Source organism: Arthrobacter cheniae, from assembly GCF_003602275.1.
In the GTDB taxonomy this organism is placed as follows: domain Bacteria; phylum Actinomycetota; class Actinomycetes; order Actinomycetales; family Micrococcaceae; genus Arthrobacter_D; species Arthrobacter_D cheniae.
In genome coordinates this window covers 17,191-35,425 of sequence record NZ_QZVT01000006.1, presented here as the reverse complement: position 1 = coordinate 35,425, position 18,235 = coordinate 17,191, and the positions used below count along the sequence as shown (strand labels likewise).

Below are 18,235 nucleotides of genomic sequence, written 5' to 3'. Positions count from 1 at the left end.
AAGGACTGGTAGACGGTCGCGAACTGGTTGAGAAGGCGCTGTACGTCCATATAGGACTGCATATAGATGCAGCTCGGGGACGCCTATCTTGTCAGCCGCTTTCGCGATACTCCATCGCTGTGACCGAAGAACTTCTCGTGCTGGCTGAACACCAAACTTTGTATGCATGACTAAACTCCAGTGAGTAATCTCAAACCGGAGTTTCTTCCCGCCAGCCACTACTGCGGGGTGCTGAAACTCGTGCGCCTAGCTTGTGTTAACAAGTTGCGCTCGCCTTGCTTCGGTAATTACATTATATCCTATAATTGTCCTTCTTGACAATGACTTGCAATTACATGGGTTTGCAGCAATGAAGGGTCGCGCACAGGCTTGCTTCCATCAGCTTCTAGCATTGAGGGGAACCGATGGATCATGTTGGGCCGACACGGCCACGGAACCGTAAGTGGTTCGACGTAATTGTTCATTGCCTGTCTCCCGGCGAAGACCAGCGGTTCCTCGAGTGGATCAGTGACAGTTGGAAGGATGACTCGATGTCGGTGATCCTAGGGAAGCTGCTGCCGGATGCGAAGGTGAAACTTCGGATTCAGTACGACGTAAGAGGTGGTCACCCTTCAGACATACGTCGGAAGCTGGGGAGGGCGCTCTGTGTTGGGCGTGCCGCAAATAATGATGAAGTGACGATCACGTACCTAGGGAAGGCTCGATTACCAGACACCGGGTACCAGGACTGGCTTAGGACTGCAGACGGTGTGCTGATTGGTCCAAGACAGGCGACCCTGCCGGGTGTCATACCTAACGGTGGTTCTTCGGAGGATTCTTTGAGCCAACGATCCTCGTAGGTATTACGTCACCGCCGTAAACTTCTTCTTCGAAGTGCTGATAGGTCAGTTCTGCGGCTGAGGCCTTCTCGTCATCGAGGTCTTGACCTGCGTCGAGTGCGGGCTGTTCAACAGTCTCGCCCATGTCTACGAGAAGGCCGTCAACCATGTTCTGCCAGGGCTTGAGTTCAACCTCTGCAATGACGCCGCTGGTCGCATGGTTACCCGTCCGGTCCAGCACCATCTGGATCGCTCGCAGCCGGTCAGAGTCACTGGTGGTTTCCTTGCTTAGGATCTTCTGTAGCTCTGCCAGCGCGGGATTCAGAAGCTCGACCATGCGTTCTTTAGCCTTCGCCCTCACGTTCGGCAGGCTGCCACCGTGCGACCTGCAAACGAAACTGCCTTTGATGGCGTACTTCTTGCACCGTTCACCAGTCGATCGCACCGCAGTGCATCTCTGCGCTGGATTGATAAGGCGGCGCTGCACGGCATCTGGGGTTGTAGTCAGCTCTATCCCGCCATGCTTCACGCAGAAGTCAGCACCGTGGACAGCAGGACGCTGACACGGCTTGCCGAAGTTCTCATATTTCGCCGTTGTCACCGTCGCTTGGCATGGGCGCTTGACCGTATAGCTGCTCACTCGACTCGTCCCCTACCGAAGACAAGCGGGCCGAAGGATTCATCGAGGTAGTCCGCGCACTCGGGGCAGAGGGAGAAGCTGACGATGATTGCTCCCGCGTTCACCCATAGAGTCTTCGACTCTTCTGACCTGTGAACTCCTTGGCCGGATACATTCCACCTACTCCAGCACCGATCGCAGCATGTTGTCCCGGTATCGGTCGGGGCGCCGTACTGAGTTGTCCCTACGTACTCGGCAGGGGATGCAAAACTGCCGGCTGGGACGACTTTTACCTGGAACTCGGTCGGAACTACAGCGGGTAGATATACGCCCGTCTGACGGGCATTTACGGACATTTCGATCAGTTCAGACAGGATGGGGTCGTTCACAACGGTGTCGTTGTGCGGCCAAGCTTCGTCAGCATCGGCAATGACTTGGAGCACCCCGTCAGCCATGTACCCTGCGTGTACGTCAGGGTTAGTCCCTCGGCGATTGGGGTCCAGAATCCAGTTCCACTTGTTCATGAAGGTTCTTCCTTTGCCAGCGGCATAGCGGCTTTTGAGCGGTGTGCTGACAGAGCCGCTGAGAACTGTCAGCACACCGCGGTCCATCAGATGGCAGGGCTGGTGTAGGCCACGTTCGTGGTGACCTGCATGACAGCAGCCGCGCCACGGTTTGCGGCACCGACTCCGAATCCGCGTGCGTAGTACGAATTCATGAGGGGGTAGTCGGCTGCGCCGGGGATCTGCCGTAATCCCTGGAACTCGGGGCGTGGGTGTTCGCGAAGCGCGAGGGGGTTCCGCGGTGAGCCGGGACCGCCCGATGCAAGAGAGATGACGTACCCCTGAGGAACGAGGTACGACTCAACGATCCACGCTTCTCCGAATCCGCCGAGCACCTTCAGCCCGTTGAATTCGGCAGGAGGACGGTCACCGACAAGTACCTCATTGGTCAGGTAGGACGGTGCCCCCGCGCTGGGGATGAAGTCGAACGGAGAACCGTTGGCTACCCGGAGGTTTTGGACGGTCTCGCCCTCAATCGGGTTGACCAGAATCAGCATCTGGTCGCCCTTGGGGGAGCCGTAGCCGTGATGGGTTACGTGCCGGATGAGGTCGCGCAGATCGACGCCGTCAATGGTGGCGGACTGTGACGTGAGGTAATGCGTATGACCTGCCGCATGGTTGTTGCCTTCGAACTTTGGCGGGACAGAGTCAGCTGCGCCGTCCCACAACGCGTAGATCGGGGTCCCGTCCTCATTCTTTGCGCGGGTGGCTACGGTGGTCTGCACCAGCAATGCTCGCAACACTGCTTTGAATACGAGCCGGTTGTCCGACTCCAACGCGCGAGCGTGAACAGCTTCGACCTGCGCAGCGGGCGCGTCTCGGAGAAAGGCAGTGGTGAATCGGGTAGCAGCGTCGAACCAGCGGAGCGGGAAACCCACCTTGATGATTTCGCAGCCGTTCCTGATTGCCTTCGGGACGCCGAATTCGGAGGACTCCTCGAAGTCGTCCTCGCTGCCCGCCGTCTGAGCAACTTCCTCAGCTGGTGCGTTCGTCGTGTAGGTGAACAACGAAGCAAGACCGCTCCGCTGTGTGTTGACGATGGACAGAGTCTCTTGGAACTCTCTCCAAATCTGGTTGAGGTCTACGCCGTCGGTCGTGGTCTTCACGATGTCGGCGAAGGCGTTATAGCCACGTGCCATTTTGAGCTCCTTATATAGGGAGGGAATCTTGAGTGGGGGAAACGCGCTGTAGCCGCTGGCCTGCGCGATCTAGGTTCCGCCGCTGGCGGGACACCTGTAGGGCTCCGCATCCTCTGGATCCTGGCAACCTCTGAGATCGATAGTAGACACAGGGGAGGACGCTCGTTGGCCTGTGTACTTTGGGGACGTTGTCCAATGACCTCGAGTCGCAACTTCACTCCGCGACCACTGCTCAGCAGGAGAGTGAGATCCGGGACCGGACGCGCTCCGAGCAGGCCCGGCTTACCCTCGTGCAGCGACTGGTAGGGCAGGTCGGCCGGCCGCTGGGGTTGACGACGCACGGGGGGAGGACCATTACGGGAATCCTGACGAATGTCGGGTCCGAGTGGATCGCGGTGGTTGTCGACGACCGCTCGGTCATCGTGCCGCTTTCCTCGCTACTGGTCCTTCGAGGTCCGAGTCGGAATGTGGGCCAGCCTCTGGCCGGAGTCGCGGCAAGGCTGGGTCTGGGATCAGTCCTGCGCGTGCTATCGAGGGACAGGGCGAATGTGTCGCTCTGGTTGGCAATGGCGCCTTCGCCTCATGCGGGCTTCATCGAGAGGGTGGGCGCAGACTTCTTCGAGCTCGGGCTGGTCGCTCCCGGTGATAGCCGGCAGCCGTCGTCGAAGCGCGATGTCTTGACGGTGCCCTTCGATTCCATCGATTCGATCGACTCTGCGCGGTTCGCGGACTAGAAGGAGTACGTGTTCACGGGCCCATCACGAATGGGCGCTCGCGGGACAAGCGTCCGCGGAGTCGGCTGACGCCCGAGGGCTAGGAGTCAGGTGCTGGTCAGGTAAGACTCGAGCTCCCGGTTTCTGCCTTGAGCGCCGACGCAGTCTTCTCGTATGCCTTGGCGATGTACTCCTCGAGCACTCGCGTCTCTACCCGCCACTGGCCCCGGCCTCCTACCTGGATGGCTGGGAGCTCGCCGGACCGGACGAGCGCATATGTCTGCGACGAGCTGATGTTGAGCACCTCGCCGACATCCGCGAGGGTGAGGAAACGCCGTTCGGCCATGGGTGCGCCTTTCCTGTCATGTCCGGTACGAATCCATTCTGTCACCGTAAGTGCTCCTTGATGGAGGTATCCACAGTTTGAGGCAATTTGTGGCTCTTCGGTTCCCTTCGCGCTCCCCTTGCACGAGACTGGCTGTCGGACGTGCGATCCGATCCGGACCGCGCCGTGTGCATGGGGGACGACAGTGAGCATCGACACGCGCGCGGCGCAATCGCCGACCGAGGCACTGCGGCTGAAGAAGCCCTCATGGAAGGACCCGCGCCTTCTCACCGGCTTGTTGCTGGTCCTCGCATCGACGGCCGGTGTCATCGCGCTCCTGCAGAGCCAGAACACGACTACACCGGTATATTCGGCCCGGGAGAACCTCGCCGTCGGATCCACATTGACGGCCGAAGACCTCGTCGCCATATCCGTGAGGCTCGGCGATGCTGCGGATTCATACCTGCTGGTCGCCGACGGAATACCCGAGGGTGCTGTCGCGACCAGACTCGTCACCCGCAGTGAACTGGTGCCCGCTGCGGCCGTCGGTGCTGCCGATGAGCTGGACCGGAAGCCTGTCGGGCTGACGGTCGAGGACCGCCTGCCCACTGGTACGGCAGCAGGGGACCGCGTGGATGTCTGGGTCTCGCTGCGCACCGACACGAACACCTACGAGGAGCCGCAGTTGCTTCTGGAGGCAGCCGAGGTGGCCGAACTGACGCTGGGGGAGTCCGCCCTCGGCGCGAACTCATCCACCCTTGTCCAGGTGCTCGTCGACGACGCCGCGATGCCCGAACTTCTCAACGCCCTCTCCAATGACGCCCGGATCGCCGTGGTCCTGAATCCTGGCGCCGGTTCGTGAGTATTCCCGTCATCACGTTGGGAGCGATGGCAAGCGCCTACGTCCCGGGCCTCGAGCAGTTGCGCGGGCCGGTCACGGTGGTGCGCCGCTGCGAGGAGCTTTCCGAACTCATCGCTGCGTGCCAGACGGGGCTTGCGAGGGCTGCCATCATCGCCCCCGGCGCGGCGGAGCTGACGGCGTCCCTCGTCGACCGGCTTCGCTTCGCCGGCGTGGTGGTCGTCGCCCTCTTCGACGGGTTGCCGGACTCGCGGACAGCCGAAGTCGACGGCGTCGACTACGTGGAAGCGTCGATCGAGCCTGCCGCGCTCGCCGACGCGGTGACCCGGGCCGTCGAGCGGTTCGAGACCGCGTCCTCCGGCCTGCGGACCTCGCTCGCCTACGCCGATCCCCTCGACGTGCCGTCCAATGTTGCACCACCGCCCGCTGAGTCCGTCGATGCTCCCGGGCACGGGCGCGTCATCACGGTCTGGGGCCCGACCGGTGCGCCGGGCCGCACCACCGTGGCCATCAACATGGCGGCGGAGCTTGCTGCGCACGGTGTGTCCGCCCTTCTCGTCGACGCTGACACCTACGGTGCGAGCATCGGGGCGTCGCTCGGGCTTCTTGATGAATCGGCAGGCGTGGCCCAGGCCTGCCGGATCGCCGACCAGGGTGGTTTCAGCGGCGCGGCCCTCGGCCGGATTGCGGTGGAAGTGGCCATCAAGGGGGGCCGGCTCCGAGTATTGACGGGTATCACCAGGCCGGACCGCTGGCCCGAGCTACGTCCTCCCGCCCTGGGTCACGTCCTCGAGGCGGGCCGGTCGCTCGCCGACGTGACCATCGTCGACTGCGGCTTCTGCCTCGAGGCGGATGAGGAATTGAGCTTCGACACCCTGGCTCCTCGGCGGAACGGCGCAACACTGCGCTGCCTCGAAGCTGCCGACGCGGTGGTAGCCGTCGGCGCGGCGGATGCGATCGGCGTTCCGCGCCTGGTGAAGGCGCTCGCGGAGCTCGCCGAGGCCGTCCCGACGGCGGCACCTCGCGTCGTGTTCAACAAGGTGCGGTCGGCGGCGGTCGGGCGAGCTCCCGAGACCCAGTTAAGGGAGGCCTGGGAGCGCTTCGGACCGCCCGCCCGCATTTCCGCCTTCCTTCCCGCAGACCCTTCTGCGGTGGATCAGGCCCTGCTTGCCGGGACCGCCCTGCTCGAGACCTCGCCGGAGTCTCCACTGCGGATCGCCATCGCGCAGCTCGCCGATGTTCCGGTCGTCGTCGGCAGGCGCCGCGGAGCTCGATAACGCCGTGCGACATGAACTTTCCGGGCAACACCGATAGGCTTCCTCGGTAAGAGGTCGCAATGGAGCGGCCTTTCATTTCGTTACGGAGGCCCTTCCCATGTCGTCTGGATCCAGGACAACGGATCAGTCAAGCTCGGACACGTCAGGGGAGGATTTCGTAGGGCACTACTTCGAGCACCTCGCACGCGAGGATGCCGTCGGATATTCCGCGAGCGACCTTCGCCAGCGGGCTCTCGCCCATCGTGACCTCGCCCAGGCCCGCGAACCCGGTACCGCTGCTATCGGCGTGATGGATCAGGGGATGTCGAGCATCGTGATGATCGTCACCGACGACATGCCCTTCCTGGTGGACTCGGTCACCGCGGAGCTCGTCCGGCAGAACGCCGCGATCCATCTCGTCGTCCATCCGACCTTCCTTGCGGTGCGCGAGGACGAGTCGCATGCTCTGGCCACGCTCACGCGTGTTCCGTCGACGGCGGGCGCGTCCAGCGGAGACACCGCTGCGCTACCGAACGTCGGCGAGCTGGTAGGCCTCGCGGGAAGAACCGCTCACATCGAGTCCTGGATGTCGGTCGAGGTCACGCGGCTCCCGGACGTCGCGGCCAAGGAATCGATCATCGACGGCCTTCACCGCGTCCTGGGAGACGTCCGGGCGGCCGTCGAGGACTGGCCCGCGATGCGGAACACCGTCCGCTCCATCGCAGCATCCCTCGATGCCATCGCCGATGCCGCCGAGATACCGGACGTGCGACAGGCACAGGAACTGCTCCAATGGCTCGAGAACGGCAACTTCACCTTCCTCGGCTACAAGGAATACGACCTCGTAACGGACGAGGAGGGCGCCGATGCACTTCGTGTGCGCGAGGGAAGCGGCTTGGGACTGCTCCGCCACGGGAGTGCAGGGGGTCACCTGCAGCAGCTCACGGCGGCCGGGCGCGCGAAAGCGCGGGAGCGTCGCGCCCTCGTGATCACCAAAGCGAACTCGCGGTCGACGGTGCACCGCGCTGCGTACCTCGACTACATCGGCATCAAGAGCTTCGACGCCCAAGGGAACGTCAGCGGTGAGCGACGCTTCATCGGCCTGTTCGCGACCAGCGCCTACACGGGCTCGGTGCGCAACGTGCCGCTGGTGCGGGACAAGGTGGCAGAGGTGCTCCGCCGCTGTGGCTTCCCGTCCGATTCCCACTCCGGCAAGGACCTGCTGTCCATCCTCGAGACGTACCCGCGCGACGAGTTGTTCCAGATCGACGTCGCCGGTCTGGTCACCACCGCGCTCGGAATCCTGCGCCTGCAGGAACGACGCCGCACCCGGCTGTTCCTGCGCCCCGACGTGTACGGGCGCTTCATGTCGGCCCTCGTCTACCTTCCACGCGACCGCTACACCACCAGTGTGCGATTGCGCATCGAAGACGAGTTGCGGACCACGCTCGACGCCGACTCCATCGACTTCGAGGCCCGAATGAGCGAGTCCGCCCTGGCGCGCCTGTTCTTCCGCATCCGGCTGCAGCGCGGGGCTGAAATTCCCGAGATCGACGCCGGCCAGTTGGAGGAGCGGCTCGTCCGTGCTGCCCGCTCGTGGTCGGAGGGGATCGTCGAGGTCGCCCAGGAGCGGTTCGACCAGGACTCGGCGCAGCGCCTCGCGACGTCGTGGGCGGAGTCCTTCCCTCCCGGCTACCGGGTGGATTATGAGGTGGAGGATGCTCTCGAGGACATCTCACGGTTCGAGGAACTCGCCGCATCAGGTGGCGGGGTCCCTCAGCTGCACGTCTACGTTTCGAGGAGGCAGGACGCCGAGGACGCGCGCCTCAAGCTGTACCTCATGGAGGCGAAGAGCCTCACGCAGATCCTTCCGTACTTCCACAACCTCGGGCTTGAAGTGCTGGACGAACGCCCGTTCGAGATCACCCGTTCGGACGGTCGATCGTTCTTCCTCTACGACCTGGGACTGAAGTACCCCAGCAGCATCTCGGCGCTCGGCACGGCCGCCTTGCTGCAGGATGCCTTCCAAGCGGCAGTCTCGGGGAACAGCGAATCGGACGCCTTCGATCGCCTCGTGCTGAGTGAGGAGCTGGGTTGGCGCCAGGTGGTGATCCTGAGGGCCTACGCCAAGTACATGAGGCAGATGGGCAACACGAACTCCTACGGATTCGTGGCCGACACCCTGCTGCGCAACGCCGGGGTGACGCGCGCCCTCGTGGCCCTCTTCACTGCTCGCTTCGATCCTGACCTCGAGGGTGACCGGGACGTCGCCTCGGGTGCCGCGCGTACAGCACTGGATGAAGGACTCGAGGGGGTTCCGACGCTCGACGCCGATCGTGTCCTGCGCACCTTCGCCAACCTCATAGAGGCGACGCTCCGGACGAACTACTTCCAGGACAAGCGCCACGTCAGCTTCAAGTTCGACACCGCCAGGATCGACGGCGCGCCCTACCCGAGGCCGAAGTTCGAGATCTGGGTGTACTCGCCGCAGGTCGAAGGTGTCCACCTCCGCTTCGGCAAGGTGGCCCGTGGTGGACTCCGCTGGTCCGACCGACGAGAGGATTTCCGCACCGAGGTGCTCGGGCTCGTCAAGGCGCAGACCGTGAAGAACGCGGTCATCGTGCCGACCGGCGCCAAGGGCGGGTTCTTTGCGAAGCAGCTTCCGGATCCCTCCGTCAACCGGCAGGCGTGGCTGGCGGAGGGCCAGGCCAGCTACCGGACCTTCATCCGTGGACTACTCGACATCACGGACAACGTGATCACGAACGGTGTCACCGAGACAGTGCTGGCACCCGCCCGGGTGGTGCGGCACGACGACGACGACACGTATCTCGTGGTCGCCGCGGACAAGGGAACGGCGTCGTTCTCCGACATCGCCAACGAACTGTCGGCGGAATACAACTTCTGGCTCGGTGACGCCTTCGCTTCAGGAGGTTCCGTCGGCTATGACCACAAGGCCATGGGCATCACGGCCCGCGGTGCCTGGGAGTCGGTGAAGCGGCACTTCAGTGAACTCGACGTCGATACGCAGACCACGGACTTCACCGTTGTCGGTGTCGGTGACATGAGCGGCGATGTCTTCGGCAACGGCATGCTCCTCTCCGAGCACATCCGCCTGCTCGCCGCCTTCGACCACCGCCATATCTTCCTCGACCCGAATCCCGACGCGGCACGATCCTTCGTCGAGCGGCGGAGGCTCTTCGACCTCCCTCGTTCGAGCTGGGAGGACTACGACAGCACACTCATCAGCCAGGGTGGCGGTGTGTACCCGCGGCAGGCCAAGTCCATTCCCCTCTCGCCGGAAGTGCGTCGGTCGCTGGGCCTCGATGATGGCATCACCAGATTGAGCCCTCCCGAACTACTGCGGGCCATCCTGCGGGCGCCCGCAGACCTCCTGTACAACGGTGGCATCGGAACCTACGTCAAGGCCACCGACGAGACGAATGCCGATGTCGGTGATCGGGCGAATGATGCGATCCGCGTGAACGGCAGCGAACTGCGAGCGCGTGTCGTCGGTGAGGGCGGCAACCTGGGGATGACGCAGCGCGGTCGTATCGAGGCCGCCCTGTCCGGTGTCATCCTGAATACCGACGCGATCGACAACAGTGCAGGCGTCGACTGCTCCGACCACGAAGTGAACATCAAGATCTTCGTCGACCGGATGGTGCGCGCCGGTCGCCTGCAGCCCGAGGAACGAGCCGCATTCCTGCACTCGATGACGGACGAGGTCGCGCGCCTCGTACTGCAGGACAACATCGACCAGAACGTCCTTCTCCTCAACGACCGTCAGCGAGTCATCGAGTGGAGCCCGAGCTACGAGCGCATGATGGACTGGCTCGAGAAGAAGGTCGACCTGGACCGGGACCTGGAAGCCCTGCCGACGACGGCCGTACTCCACAAGCGGATCGAGGCCGGCCAGGGCCTCACCTCTCCCGAGCTGTCGGTGTTGGCCGCCTACGCGAAGATCGAACTGACCAGGGTGCTGTCCGCGAGCAACCTCGCTGATGACCCTTATTTCAGTGGGACGTTGCGGCGGTACTTCCCGCGCCAGCTGGTGGAGCGGTTTGATGACCTGCTCGACACCCATCCGCTCCGGCGGGAGATCATTTCTACAGTCATTGCCAACGACATCATCAACCTCGGTGGCATCACGTTCGTCTTCCGCGTCATGGAGGAGACATCGGTGCCGGAGCCGGTGATCGCTCGTGCCTTCGTTGCGCTGAGGGAGATCTATTCCTTCGATGAGACCGTCGATGCGCTCGCGGCGCTGCCGGCAGATTTCCCGACGGATCACTGGACCACCGTGCACCTCGACCTGCGCCGGCTCCTGGATCGTGCCGTGCGCTGGTTCGTCAACCATGTGGAGCAGGGGACGCCGGTGAAGGAGGATATCGACGCCTTCAAACCGCTGGTCACCCCGTTCCGGTCCCGCCTCTCGGAATTCCTGCGGGGCTGTGACCTCGAGAGGGCACGCGTCGGCGTAGCAACCGCGACGACGTGGCACCTGCCGAAGGAACTCGGCCGTCACTGGGCCGAGCAGTTCGAGTCCTTCGCGTTGCTGGACATCGCCTACAGCACCCGGCGGGTGCAGGAGCCGGTCGAGAATATCGCCAAGGTGTACTACGCGGTCTACGACAGGTTCGAGGTCGACAACCTGCTGGAGCGGATCACCAAGCTGCCGCGAACGGACCGGTGGCAGGCCCTGGCCCGAGCAGCGCTGCGCGACGACCTGTATTCGACCGTCGCAGATATCACGGTCGCTGTCATGCGAGCGTCGCAGGACATGCAGGACCACGATGCGGGGGAGCGCCTGCAGGCATGGCAGGAACAGAACGCGGACCAGCTCCAGCGGGCGAGCAATATGTTCGCCGAGGTGAATCTGCTCGAGCAGGACGACATCTCGTCGCTGTCCGTGGCGCTACGCCTGCTGCGTTCCATCGTCCGGTAGTCCCTCGCTCCCGGTGTCACTCCCGGTCGGCGTGAGCCGGCCGGGAGTGACAGACTCGACATCCGGTATCGCCGCCGCAGCGCCGGACCGACCAGGGGCGGCGTCGACCGCACTCTGCGCGGCTCCCGAACAACAGAAAGTTCTGATGGCAATCTTCACTGATCCGATTCGCGAATACGCGGGTTTCGAACCCGGTGATGCAGAGTGGCTGCATCTTCTGGTGGGGGACTGGCAAATGGTCGCCGATCTCGCATTTGCCGACCTCGCTCTGTGGTTCCCACTCGACGGCGGGGGATACGTGGCTCTGGCGCATGCTCGGCCGTCCACGTCGCACACCGTCTTCCACAGCGACTTCGTCGGTGAGCGTATCCGGGCGGACCTGCAGCCACTGGTCGACGTGGCGTGGGAGTCGCAGAAGATCGAGCGCTCGGGCGAGACGAACTGGACCACCGAGATGGCGATGCGGGTCGAAGCCGTACCCATGGTGCGGAACGGCCGGACACTCGCCGTCGTAACGACACATATGGATCTGTCCAGCTCCCGCATGCCTTCACGGCTCGAGCTGACCTACCGGCAGTGCGCCTACGATCTCCTCCGCATGGGGACCCTCGGGCTGTGGCCGGACTTCGCGACTCCTACGGGCTCGCGGCGCGGGGCTCCCCGTGTCGGTGATGGGCTGATCAGGCTCGATGTCGACGGAATCGTGCAGTATGCCAGCCCTAACGGAGTGTCTGCCTTCCGACGCCTCGGCGATGTGGAAACCCTGGAGGGCCGCCCGCTCGCGGAGATCACGACAGCTCTCCTCAAGGACCGCAGGATGGTCGATGAGACCCTTCCGCTGGTCGTCACCGGCCGAATGCCGTGGCGTACCGAAATAGGGTCGCGCGGCGTCAGCCTGTCGCTCCGCGCCATCCCGCTGCGGGACGAGAGGGAGCGGTTCGGCGCCCTTGTCCTGTGCCGGGACGTATCCGAGCTCCGGCGCCGGGAGATGGAGCTCGTGTCGAAGGACGCGACCATCCGCGAGATCCACCACCGAGTGAAGAACAACCTGCAGACCGTCGCGGCACTTCTTCGCATGCAGTCCCGCAGGATGGTCAGCGAGGAGGGGAAGCTCGGTCTCGAGCAGGCGATGCGCCGGGTGTCGACCATTGCACTCGTGCACGAGACCCTCTCCCAGGGCCTCGCCCAGAGCGTCGATTTCGATGAGCTCATCTCCCGCCAGTTCCGGTTGTCCGCGGAGGTCGCCTCGCCTTCGCAGGCTGTGCGCACAGAAAGGAGCGGCGACTTCGGGGAGCTGCCGAGTGATCTCGCCACTCCGCTGGCCCTTGTGATCAACGAACTCGTCACCAACGCCGTTGAGCACGGGCTCTCCGGGCGGACGGGAACTGTCTGGCTGATGGCGAACAGGCGCACCGAGGCCGATGGCGAAGATACTTTGCGCGTGACGATCGCAGACGATGGAGTGGGGCTGCCTGCCGGAGGACACGCTGAAGGATTAGGTCTCCAGATCGTGAGGACGCTCGTCACGAGCGAGCTCGGCGGAACGATCGAATGGAGCACGCGCCCCGGAGGCGGTACATCGGTCACGCTCGAATTGGGATTGCGCCTCAACCAGGGGAGCTGAGCCGCTGGTTGAGCGCTTCAACGACGAAGGGCCGCCCGGTGGGCGGCCCTTCGTCTCTGTTCCGGCTCCTCGATCCTGCGGGTCCGGCCGGGCAGCGCTCTCAGCCCGGCTCGGCATTCGTCAGGATGCGCGTCGTGCCCTTGCGGCCCGACGCTTGAGCGCCCGACGCTCGTCCTCACTCAATCCGCCCCATACCCCGGCATCCTGTCCGGATTCGATCGCCCACTGCAGGCAGGTGTCCTGCACCTGACAGCGGCGGCAGACGCTCTTGGCCTCTTCGATCTGAAGAAGTGCCGGTCCGGTGTTGCCGACCGGGAAGAACAGCTCCGGGTCCTTATCCAGACAGGCCGCACGACTACGCCAATCCATGGTGATCACATTCTCCTTCGACCTCACACACGTGCGTTCTGTGAAAACGTTCACGAGGGGGCTCATAGTAAAGGGGGCCGATCTCGGCCCCCCGATTTGCACTGCTTTTAAGGCTGTCACGTTACCCACGGGTAAACAAGGGTTTTACAGGTCTAATTGGCAAGCAGGGTGAGGGTTGTGTCACAGCACGACCGTCATCCTGAACCGGCATGTGACGCCGTTGGGCAGTCGGGTAGGGTTCGAGAGTGGTCCCTGATCCTGTCACCCAGCATCCCCAGCGCCCGCGGGGCGTCCTCGTCATCGCCGCTATCCTGGGGCTCGAATCGGTGGCGCTCGCGCTGCTTGCAGCAGCGTCGGTGGTCACGATCTTCAGCGCGGAGCCTGTCTCGGTCGGTGGTTCGGTCTTCATGGCGGTGCTTTTGCTGTTGGTGGCCGCAGGTCTGGGCGCATTGGCGGTGAAGCTCGCGGGCGGCTTCCGGTGGCCGCGTTCGCCATCCCTCGTGGTCCAGCTGTTCCTTGTTATCCTCTCGTTTCCCTACTTCTCGTCGGGGAACCCGATCGTCGGCTTCCTGCTCATGGTTCCTGCTGCCGTCGTGATCGTCCTGCTGTTCTCGAAGCGGGTCCTCGAGTTCACGGTGCGGACGGCCGCCCCCGAGAGAATGCTGTAGGAATCGGCCGCAGTGCGTGGATCGCGGTCGACGATCCGCCCACGTCACAAGGAGCATGTGCGATCTGCACCTCCTTCACGCCGAACGGTCCGCAGGCGTGTCCCCGTCCGGGTATCCCGGCCGCGTCAAGGTCCAGCCGCACCCCGAGGAAGTCGCCGTCCGCCGACGACTGAGGGGAAAGGATGAGGCCGCGCCCCGTCCCTCGGGCCTGCAGCGACAGGGGCACGCGCGTCATCAGCGAGGCGCTGGGCGCAGCTGCCAATACCGCAGCAGCTCCCCGGGCGACGAGCCCCGACAGCTTCTGTTGCACGTCGGCCGGCAGCTGGTCGGCGTCGTCCACCAGGAGAAGGCAGCTCTGCAGGTCGGCGCCGGACGGGTTCTCGGACACCCCACGCCAGTACGTCGTGGCCTCCGACACCGAAACACCATTCGGCGGTGCCAGCAGGTTCGGGCGAGGCAGCAGACGAGCGGCCGAGCTTCGGAGCACGCTCAGCGCGTTCGTCCGCCCTGACGCCGCGTGCCCCAGGAGGAGGAAGACCTCGCCACTACGGAGCGCGACGCAATAGGGCAGCAGATCGTCGCCGTGCAGGCCCAGGGCAAGTGTCATCCCGTCCAGGCCGGCGGCACCGAGTCCCGACAGCGCGGCCTGAAACTCGTCGGCGCTGACAGACCGGGGCAGGGGGTAGACGGGAAAGGGCGAAAGGGCGGGGGCGATCACCGGTTCGTCCCCGGCTGAGGAGCTGATGACGAGTTGACATATTCCGTCACCCGCGGCGCCCGTGACAGGGCCTTGAGCAAAGCCCCGGCCGATCGCGGCGTCTACAGGCGGCAGCTTCGGCCATGTCATCGTGGTCTCCTGATGTGCCCCGAGGGGAAGATATATCCGATTCGGGATCAGGGCGAAAAACCGTGACGCGGTCAATTCACGGTCGCCGTCGATGAGGACGGTCACCCCGCAGCCGGCACCGTCACGGATGAGCGCGTGCAGGTCCTCCTCCGCACGCGCCAGGCGACCCTGCCGGAATTGGCTGCACCATCGTCCCCAGCCCGTGACAGCCAGGACGATGCACGTTGTTCGGTCGGACCGTCGAGCTGGCAGCGCTGCCAACCGCTCGAGGACACGCGCGGCCCGTTTGGACTCACCGGCTTCGACGTATGCCCCGACGTGTGGTCCCGCTGCACAGTCCGCCAGGGTCCTGTCCCCGTCGAGGAGGTACAGGTGGATGTCGGGATCGGCTGCAGGCAGGCCCCTGATCACGGTGGCCAGTGCTTCGGCTGCACCGCTCCCGGAGAGACCGACCAGAGCCAGGTGGGAGTGTTCACCAGGATGCCAATCGAGGCTCCTCTGGTCCTGGCGCTCCGGCAGATCGATCACGCCGAGGGCGATTGCCGGGTTATTCAAGGCGGACGAGCCCTCGGTGCCGGGCGCGGAAACCGGCGGGAATGCACGACAAGCCGCGGACGTGAGGAGTGCGGGCAGGGGCGCCAGAACGGGCCGGCGTGGTCGGTCGACGCCAGAACCGCCGGCGACATCGACGAGTGCTGCCACCGCCCGCTCGAGGATGTTGCCCTTCGACCCCGGTCCTGGTGCGGTCGCTGTAGTCCTAGATCCGATAGGGAGTGCTATGGGGTTCGAGCCTTCATGGGAAGCCGAGCGGGGATCGACCAGATGCGTGTCGCTCCGATGGGGCACCGACGACGACTGCGCACCGAGGTAAGTGGCGAAGTCCTGCCACCCAGGCGTGTCAGTGGGGACAGGCAGACTCGACGAGGTGGCGATCTGGAAGGCGATCGGCACCTCTGCGCCGCGACGCAGATAGGCCCTTCCCGGACATTCGACCGGTATGGCGGCCGCCACGCCGGAACCCAATAGGTCGTGCGATTCCATCGCGGTCTGGACCCGCAGGAGAATCGACGATGTGATGTTCGTACGCAGGTCCGGAGTGACCGCTCCCTGCACTCTCTGTGTCGCCAGCACCAGATGGACGCCCAGGGAGCGACCAAGTGCCGCCATCTTCATGAGGTCGGAAACCGCCGTCGGCACATCATCACTCAGGATCCTGAACTCGTCGATAACGACTACCAGTCGCGGAGGGCAGGAGGATGGGGACACGCGACGCAGCGCGTCGAGGTCATCCGCGCTGGATGCGGCGCACAGTGCCTCCCCGCGTCGCAACTCGGCGCGGAGAGAGGTGAGGGCTCGAGCTGTCGATTCGGAGGACAGGTCGGTCAGAGTACCTACGCAGTGCGGAAGTGACGCGAGCGCGCCGAGCCCGGACCCGCCCTTGTAGTCGATCAGAAGGAACGTCAAGTGTTCCGGTGGCTGGTTCAGAGCGAGACCGAGCACAAGGGTCCTGAGGAACTCCGATTTTCCTGAGCCTGTGGTGCCGGCCACCACGAGGTGAGGCCCGTCCTTGACGAGGTCGATCGACAAGGGCCCGGCCGCCGATCGGCCCAGGTGCGCCGTCGGACGCTCGGGGTCAGCATGTGCCCACTGGTCCGGAACAAGGCTGCGTAGCGTGTCCGGAGAGAAGTCTCCCGACCACATCGACGCGGATGCGGGTGGAAGGCTGTGGGGCGCGGCCCCAGCAGCCGCGTCGTTCCGGCGGTGGGTAGAGGGCGAGGTCTTGACGGCTGTACGTGCCAGGGCGCGTGCTGTGCGCTCGAATGTCCTCTCCGAAACTCCATCAGGGATGGCCTCGTACTCGATTCCGTCGAGACGCACCAGGGCGGTAGCGGCGCTGAGCATCAGGCAGGACTCTTCCCCCGTCGCGATGCTCGCTGACGGTCCAGGTGTCGCCCGATCTCCTGGCAGGAAACGCACCGCAACCACCGTCGACGCTCCAACGAGTTCCGGGACATCGTCCGAGACGTGGAAGACGAGGAGCACCCCTGCCTGACGGGCGAGCTGCGCGAGCACGTCGGGGTCATGCGTGAGAAGGACGTTCGGCAGGAACCGGGCGTGGTGAGGGAGATCGTACGCCGCTCCCCAGCACACCACGCGCGGTGTTCCCGAGCGAGGATGAGCGGCCTGAAGCAGCAGCGCACGCATGAGCCCCCGCACCGCGTCGGGTTCGCCCGCGACGGTGAACGCGGTGGTTCCACCGCGTTCTGAGGGCGGGCTGCACAGAAGGAGGGGCACATCACGAAGGAGCGGAGGTGCAAACGTATTGTCGGCCCGCTCGACGGACACGCACGCAGGCTGGTGGGCCGTGCCGAGCCGGAGGAGGATCACGTCCGGCCGAGGCTGTCCTGTCGGAGCATCCGCCGGTGACGGCTGGTCCGCAGTGCGAAGAGCATCCAGAGCGGATTGCCCGGGATCGGGCGTTGCCACCATGCGTCGGCATCGATCGTGCTCGGCAGAGTCCTTCAGAGCTGCGGTGAAGCCGATGAAATTGCGGCGATAGGTAAGGAGGGGAACGAGTCCGGTGACCGCAGACAGGCCACTGAAAGCCAAAAAGAACCACATACCGGTCGTCAACGCGAGGACGACGCCGAGCACCAACGGGAGGAGGGCCGTGAGCACGAGGATCTTCGAGGGCCGCTTCGGTAACTCACAACCTACAGGCACGGGTTCGAGGATCTCCTGCGGTACCCCTGGTATCCAGCCCTGCTCGTCGACCAGTGCGACACTGCATCGGCTGGCTCCGAACCGAAGGCAGGATGAGACGCTGATCGACGCTTCGGTGATCGCCTCACCATCGACGAACGAACCGTTCACCGATCCGAGGTCTTCGATGAGTATCGAGTCCTCACCTACCGTCAGAAGCGCGTGGTCGCGGGAGAGTCCTGGATCGGACACGATGATGTCGTTCGAGGCACGACCGATGGTGTAACTACCGCGCGTCAGCGGAACCACTTGGCCGGCGTCGGGTCCGGAGTGGACCACGAACACCAGATGGGGGAGCCGTGTCCGCTTGGAAGGGCGCTCAGGCTCACCCGACACGATGACCGAGCCCGGCGGGAAAGCAGCGCCGTATGGAGTTATAGCGCCCAGCGGCGTCCCGTCGACCGTGAAGGGGCCGGCGTAGCCGGCCACCTGCAGCCGTTCGACCAATGCCGCGCCGGTAGGGATCGTGGTGGTGTCGACGACGATCTCCCGCACGGGGAAGGCCACCGGCGGTGCGGAGGCGAGCGTGACGTGCAGATCCACAGATGCCTCCAGAGGTGATGACTGGGTTCGAGGCTAGAGCGGATCGCGGGTGAGCGGGCTCGGTGGCTGAGGTATGTGGACAACGTCCGGCGCGGTGACCGCGGGTACCGCAGCGTGCGCGGTGACCCGACCCACGTGCCGGGCCCTGGCAGGTGTTCCCGGTAGAATCAGTCAACGTGTC

The 18,235-nt window shown here is 64.5% G+C and carries 12 protein-coding genes; 6 read left to right on the top strand and 6 right to left on the bottom strand.

From position 1 onward, the window contains the following. Window positions 1-792: 792 nt before the first annotated feature. From D6T63_RS18955 to D6T63_RS12140, 3 genes are all read right to left on the bottom strand, one after another. Window positions 793-1,458 carry a hypothetical protein gene (locus D6T63_RS18955; protein ID WP_147394362.1) on the bottom strand — a complete coding sequence of 222 codons (666 nt, stop codon included), beginning with the start codon at window positions 1,456-1,458 and terminating at the stop codon, window positions 793-795. Continuing rightward, window positions 1,455-1,961, bottom strand: a complete 507-nt coding sequence (locus D6T63_RS18950) for a hypothetical protein (protein WP_147394361.1) — start codon at window positions 1,959-1,961, stop codon at window positions 1,455-1,457. The genes D6T63_RS18955 and D6T63_RS18950 overlap by 4 nt, the downstream gene beginning before the upstream one ends. 86 nt (window positions 1,962-2,047) lie before the next feature. Beyond that, a complete protein-coding gene (locus D6T63_RS12140; RefSeq protein ID WP_120149324.1) occupies window positions 2,048-3,139 on the bottom strand; it encodes a hypothetical protein in 1,092 nt (363 codons plus the stop codon). 188 nt (window positions 3,140-3,327) lie between these two features. Here D6T63_RS12140 and D6T63_RS12135 point away from each other — a divergent pair, with 188 nt between their 5' ends. Beyond that, window positions 3,328-3,873 (top strand): hypothetical protein, encoded by a 546-nt coding sequence (locus D6T63_RS12135; protein ID WP_147394360.1) that lies wholly within the window; start codon window positions 3,328-3,330, stop codon window positions 3,871-3,873. A gap of 97 nt (window positions 3,874-3,970) precedes the next feature. On the opposite strand, the gene D6T63_RS12130 is transcribed toward D6T63_RS12135, so the two are convergent. Continuing rightward, window positions 3,971-4,198 (bottom strand): helix-turn-helix domain-containing protein, encoded by a 228-nt coding sequence (locus D6T63_RS12130; RefSeq protein WP_120149322.1) that lies wholly within the window; start codon window positions 4,196-4,198, stop codon window positions 3,971-3,973. A gap of 184 nt (window positions 4,199-4,382) precedes the next feature. On the opposite strand from D6T63_RS12130, the gene D6T63_RS12125 reads away from it, so the two are divergent. The 4 genes from D6T63_RS12125 to D6T63_RS12110 all read left to right on the top strand — a co-directional run bounded on the left by D6T63_RS12125 (window position 4,383) and on the right by D6T63_RS12110 (window position 12,864). Then, window positions 4,383-5,039: a hypothetical protein gene (locus tag D6T63_RS12125; RefSeq protein WP_235830721.1), complete on the top strand. Its 657-nt coding sequence runs from the start codon at window positions 4,383-4,385 to the stop codon at window positions 5,037-5,039. Beyond that, the gene (locus tag D6T63_RS12120; RefSeq protein ID WP_120149321.1) at window positions 5,036-6,313 is read left to right on the top strand and encodes an AAA family ATPase; all 1,278 of its coding nucleotides are present in this window, start codon (window positions 5,036-5,038) and stop codon (window positions 6,311-6,313) included. The genes D6T63_RS12125 and D6T63_RS12120 overlap by 4 nt, the downstream gene beginning before the upstream one ends. Before the next feature lie 97 nt (window positions 6,314-6,410). Beyond that, window positions 6,411-11,240 carry an NAD-glutamate dehydrogenase gene (locus D6T63_RS12115; RefSeq protein ID WP_120149320.1) on the top strand — a complete coding sequence of 1,610 codons (4,830 nt, stop codon included), beginning with the start codon at window positions 6,411-6,413 and terminating at the stop codon, window positions 11,238-11,240. 145 nt (window positions 11,241-11,385) lie between these two features. Further along, window positions 11,386-12,864 (top strand): sensor histidine kinase, encoded by a 1,479-nt coding sequence (locus D6T63_RS12110; RefSeq protein WP_120149319.1) that lies wholly within the window; start codon window positions 11,386-11,388, stop codon window positions 12,862-12,864. A 120-nt stretch (window positions 12,865-12,984) separates the two neighbouring features. On the opposite strand, the gene D6T63_RS12105 is transcribed toward D6T63_RS12110, so the two are convergent. Then, window positions 12,985-13,233 carry a WhiB family transcriptional regulator gene (locus D6T63_RS12105; protein ID WP_055769355.1) on the bottom strand — a complete coding sequence of 83 codons (249 nt, stop codon included), beginning with the start codon at window positions 13,231-13,233 and terminating at the stop codon, window positions 12,985-12,987. A 245-nt stretch (window positions 13,234-13,478) separates the two neighbouring features. On the opposite strand from D6T63_RS12105, the gene D6T63_RS12100 reads away from it, so the two are divergent. After that, a complete protein-coding gene (locus D6T63_RS12100; protein ID WP_120149318.1) occupies window positions 13,479-13,901 on the top strand; it encodes a hypothetical protein in 423 nt (140 codons plus the stop codon). On the opposite strand, the gene D6T63_RS12095 is transcribed toward D6T63_RS12100, so the two are convergent. Further along, the gene (locus D6T63_RS12095) at window positions 13,864-18,054 is read right to left on the bottom strand and encodes an FtsK/SpoIIIE domain-containing protein (RefSeq protein WP_120149317.1); all 4,191 of its coding nucleotides are present in this window, start codon (window positions 18,052-18,054) and stop codon (window positions 13,864-13,866) included. The two genes, D6T63_RS12100 and D6T63_RS12095, sit on opposite strands and share 38 nt — an antisense overlap. Window positions 18,055-18,235: the final 181 nt, after the last annotated feature.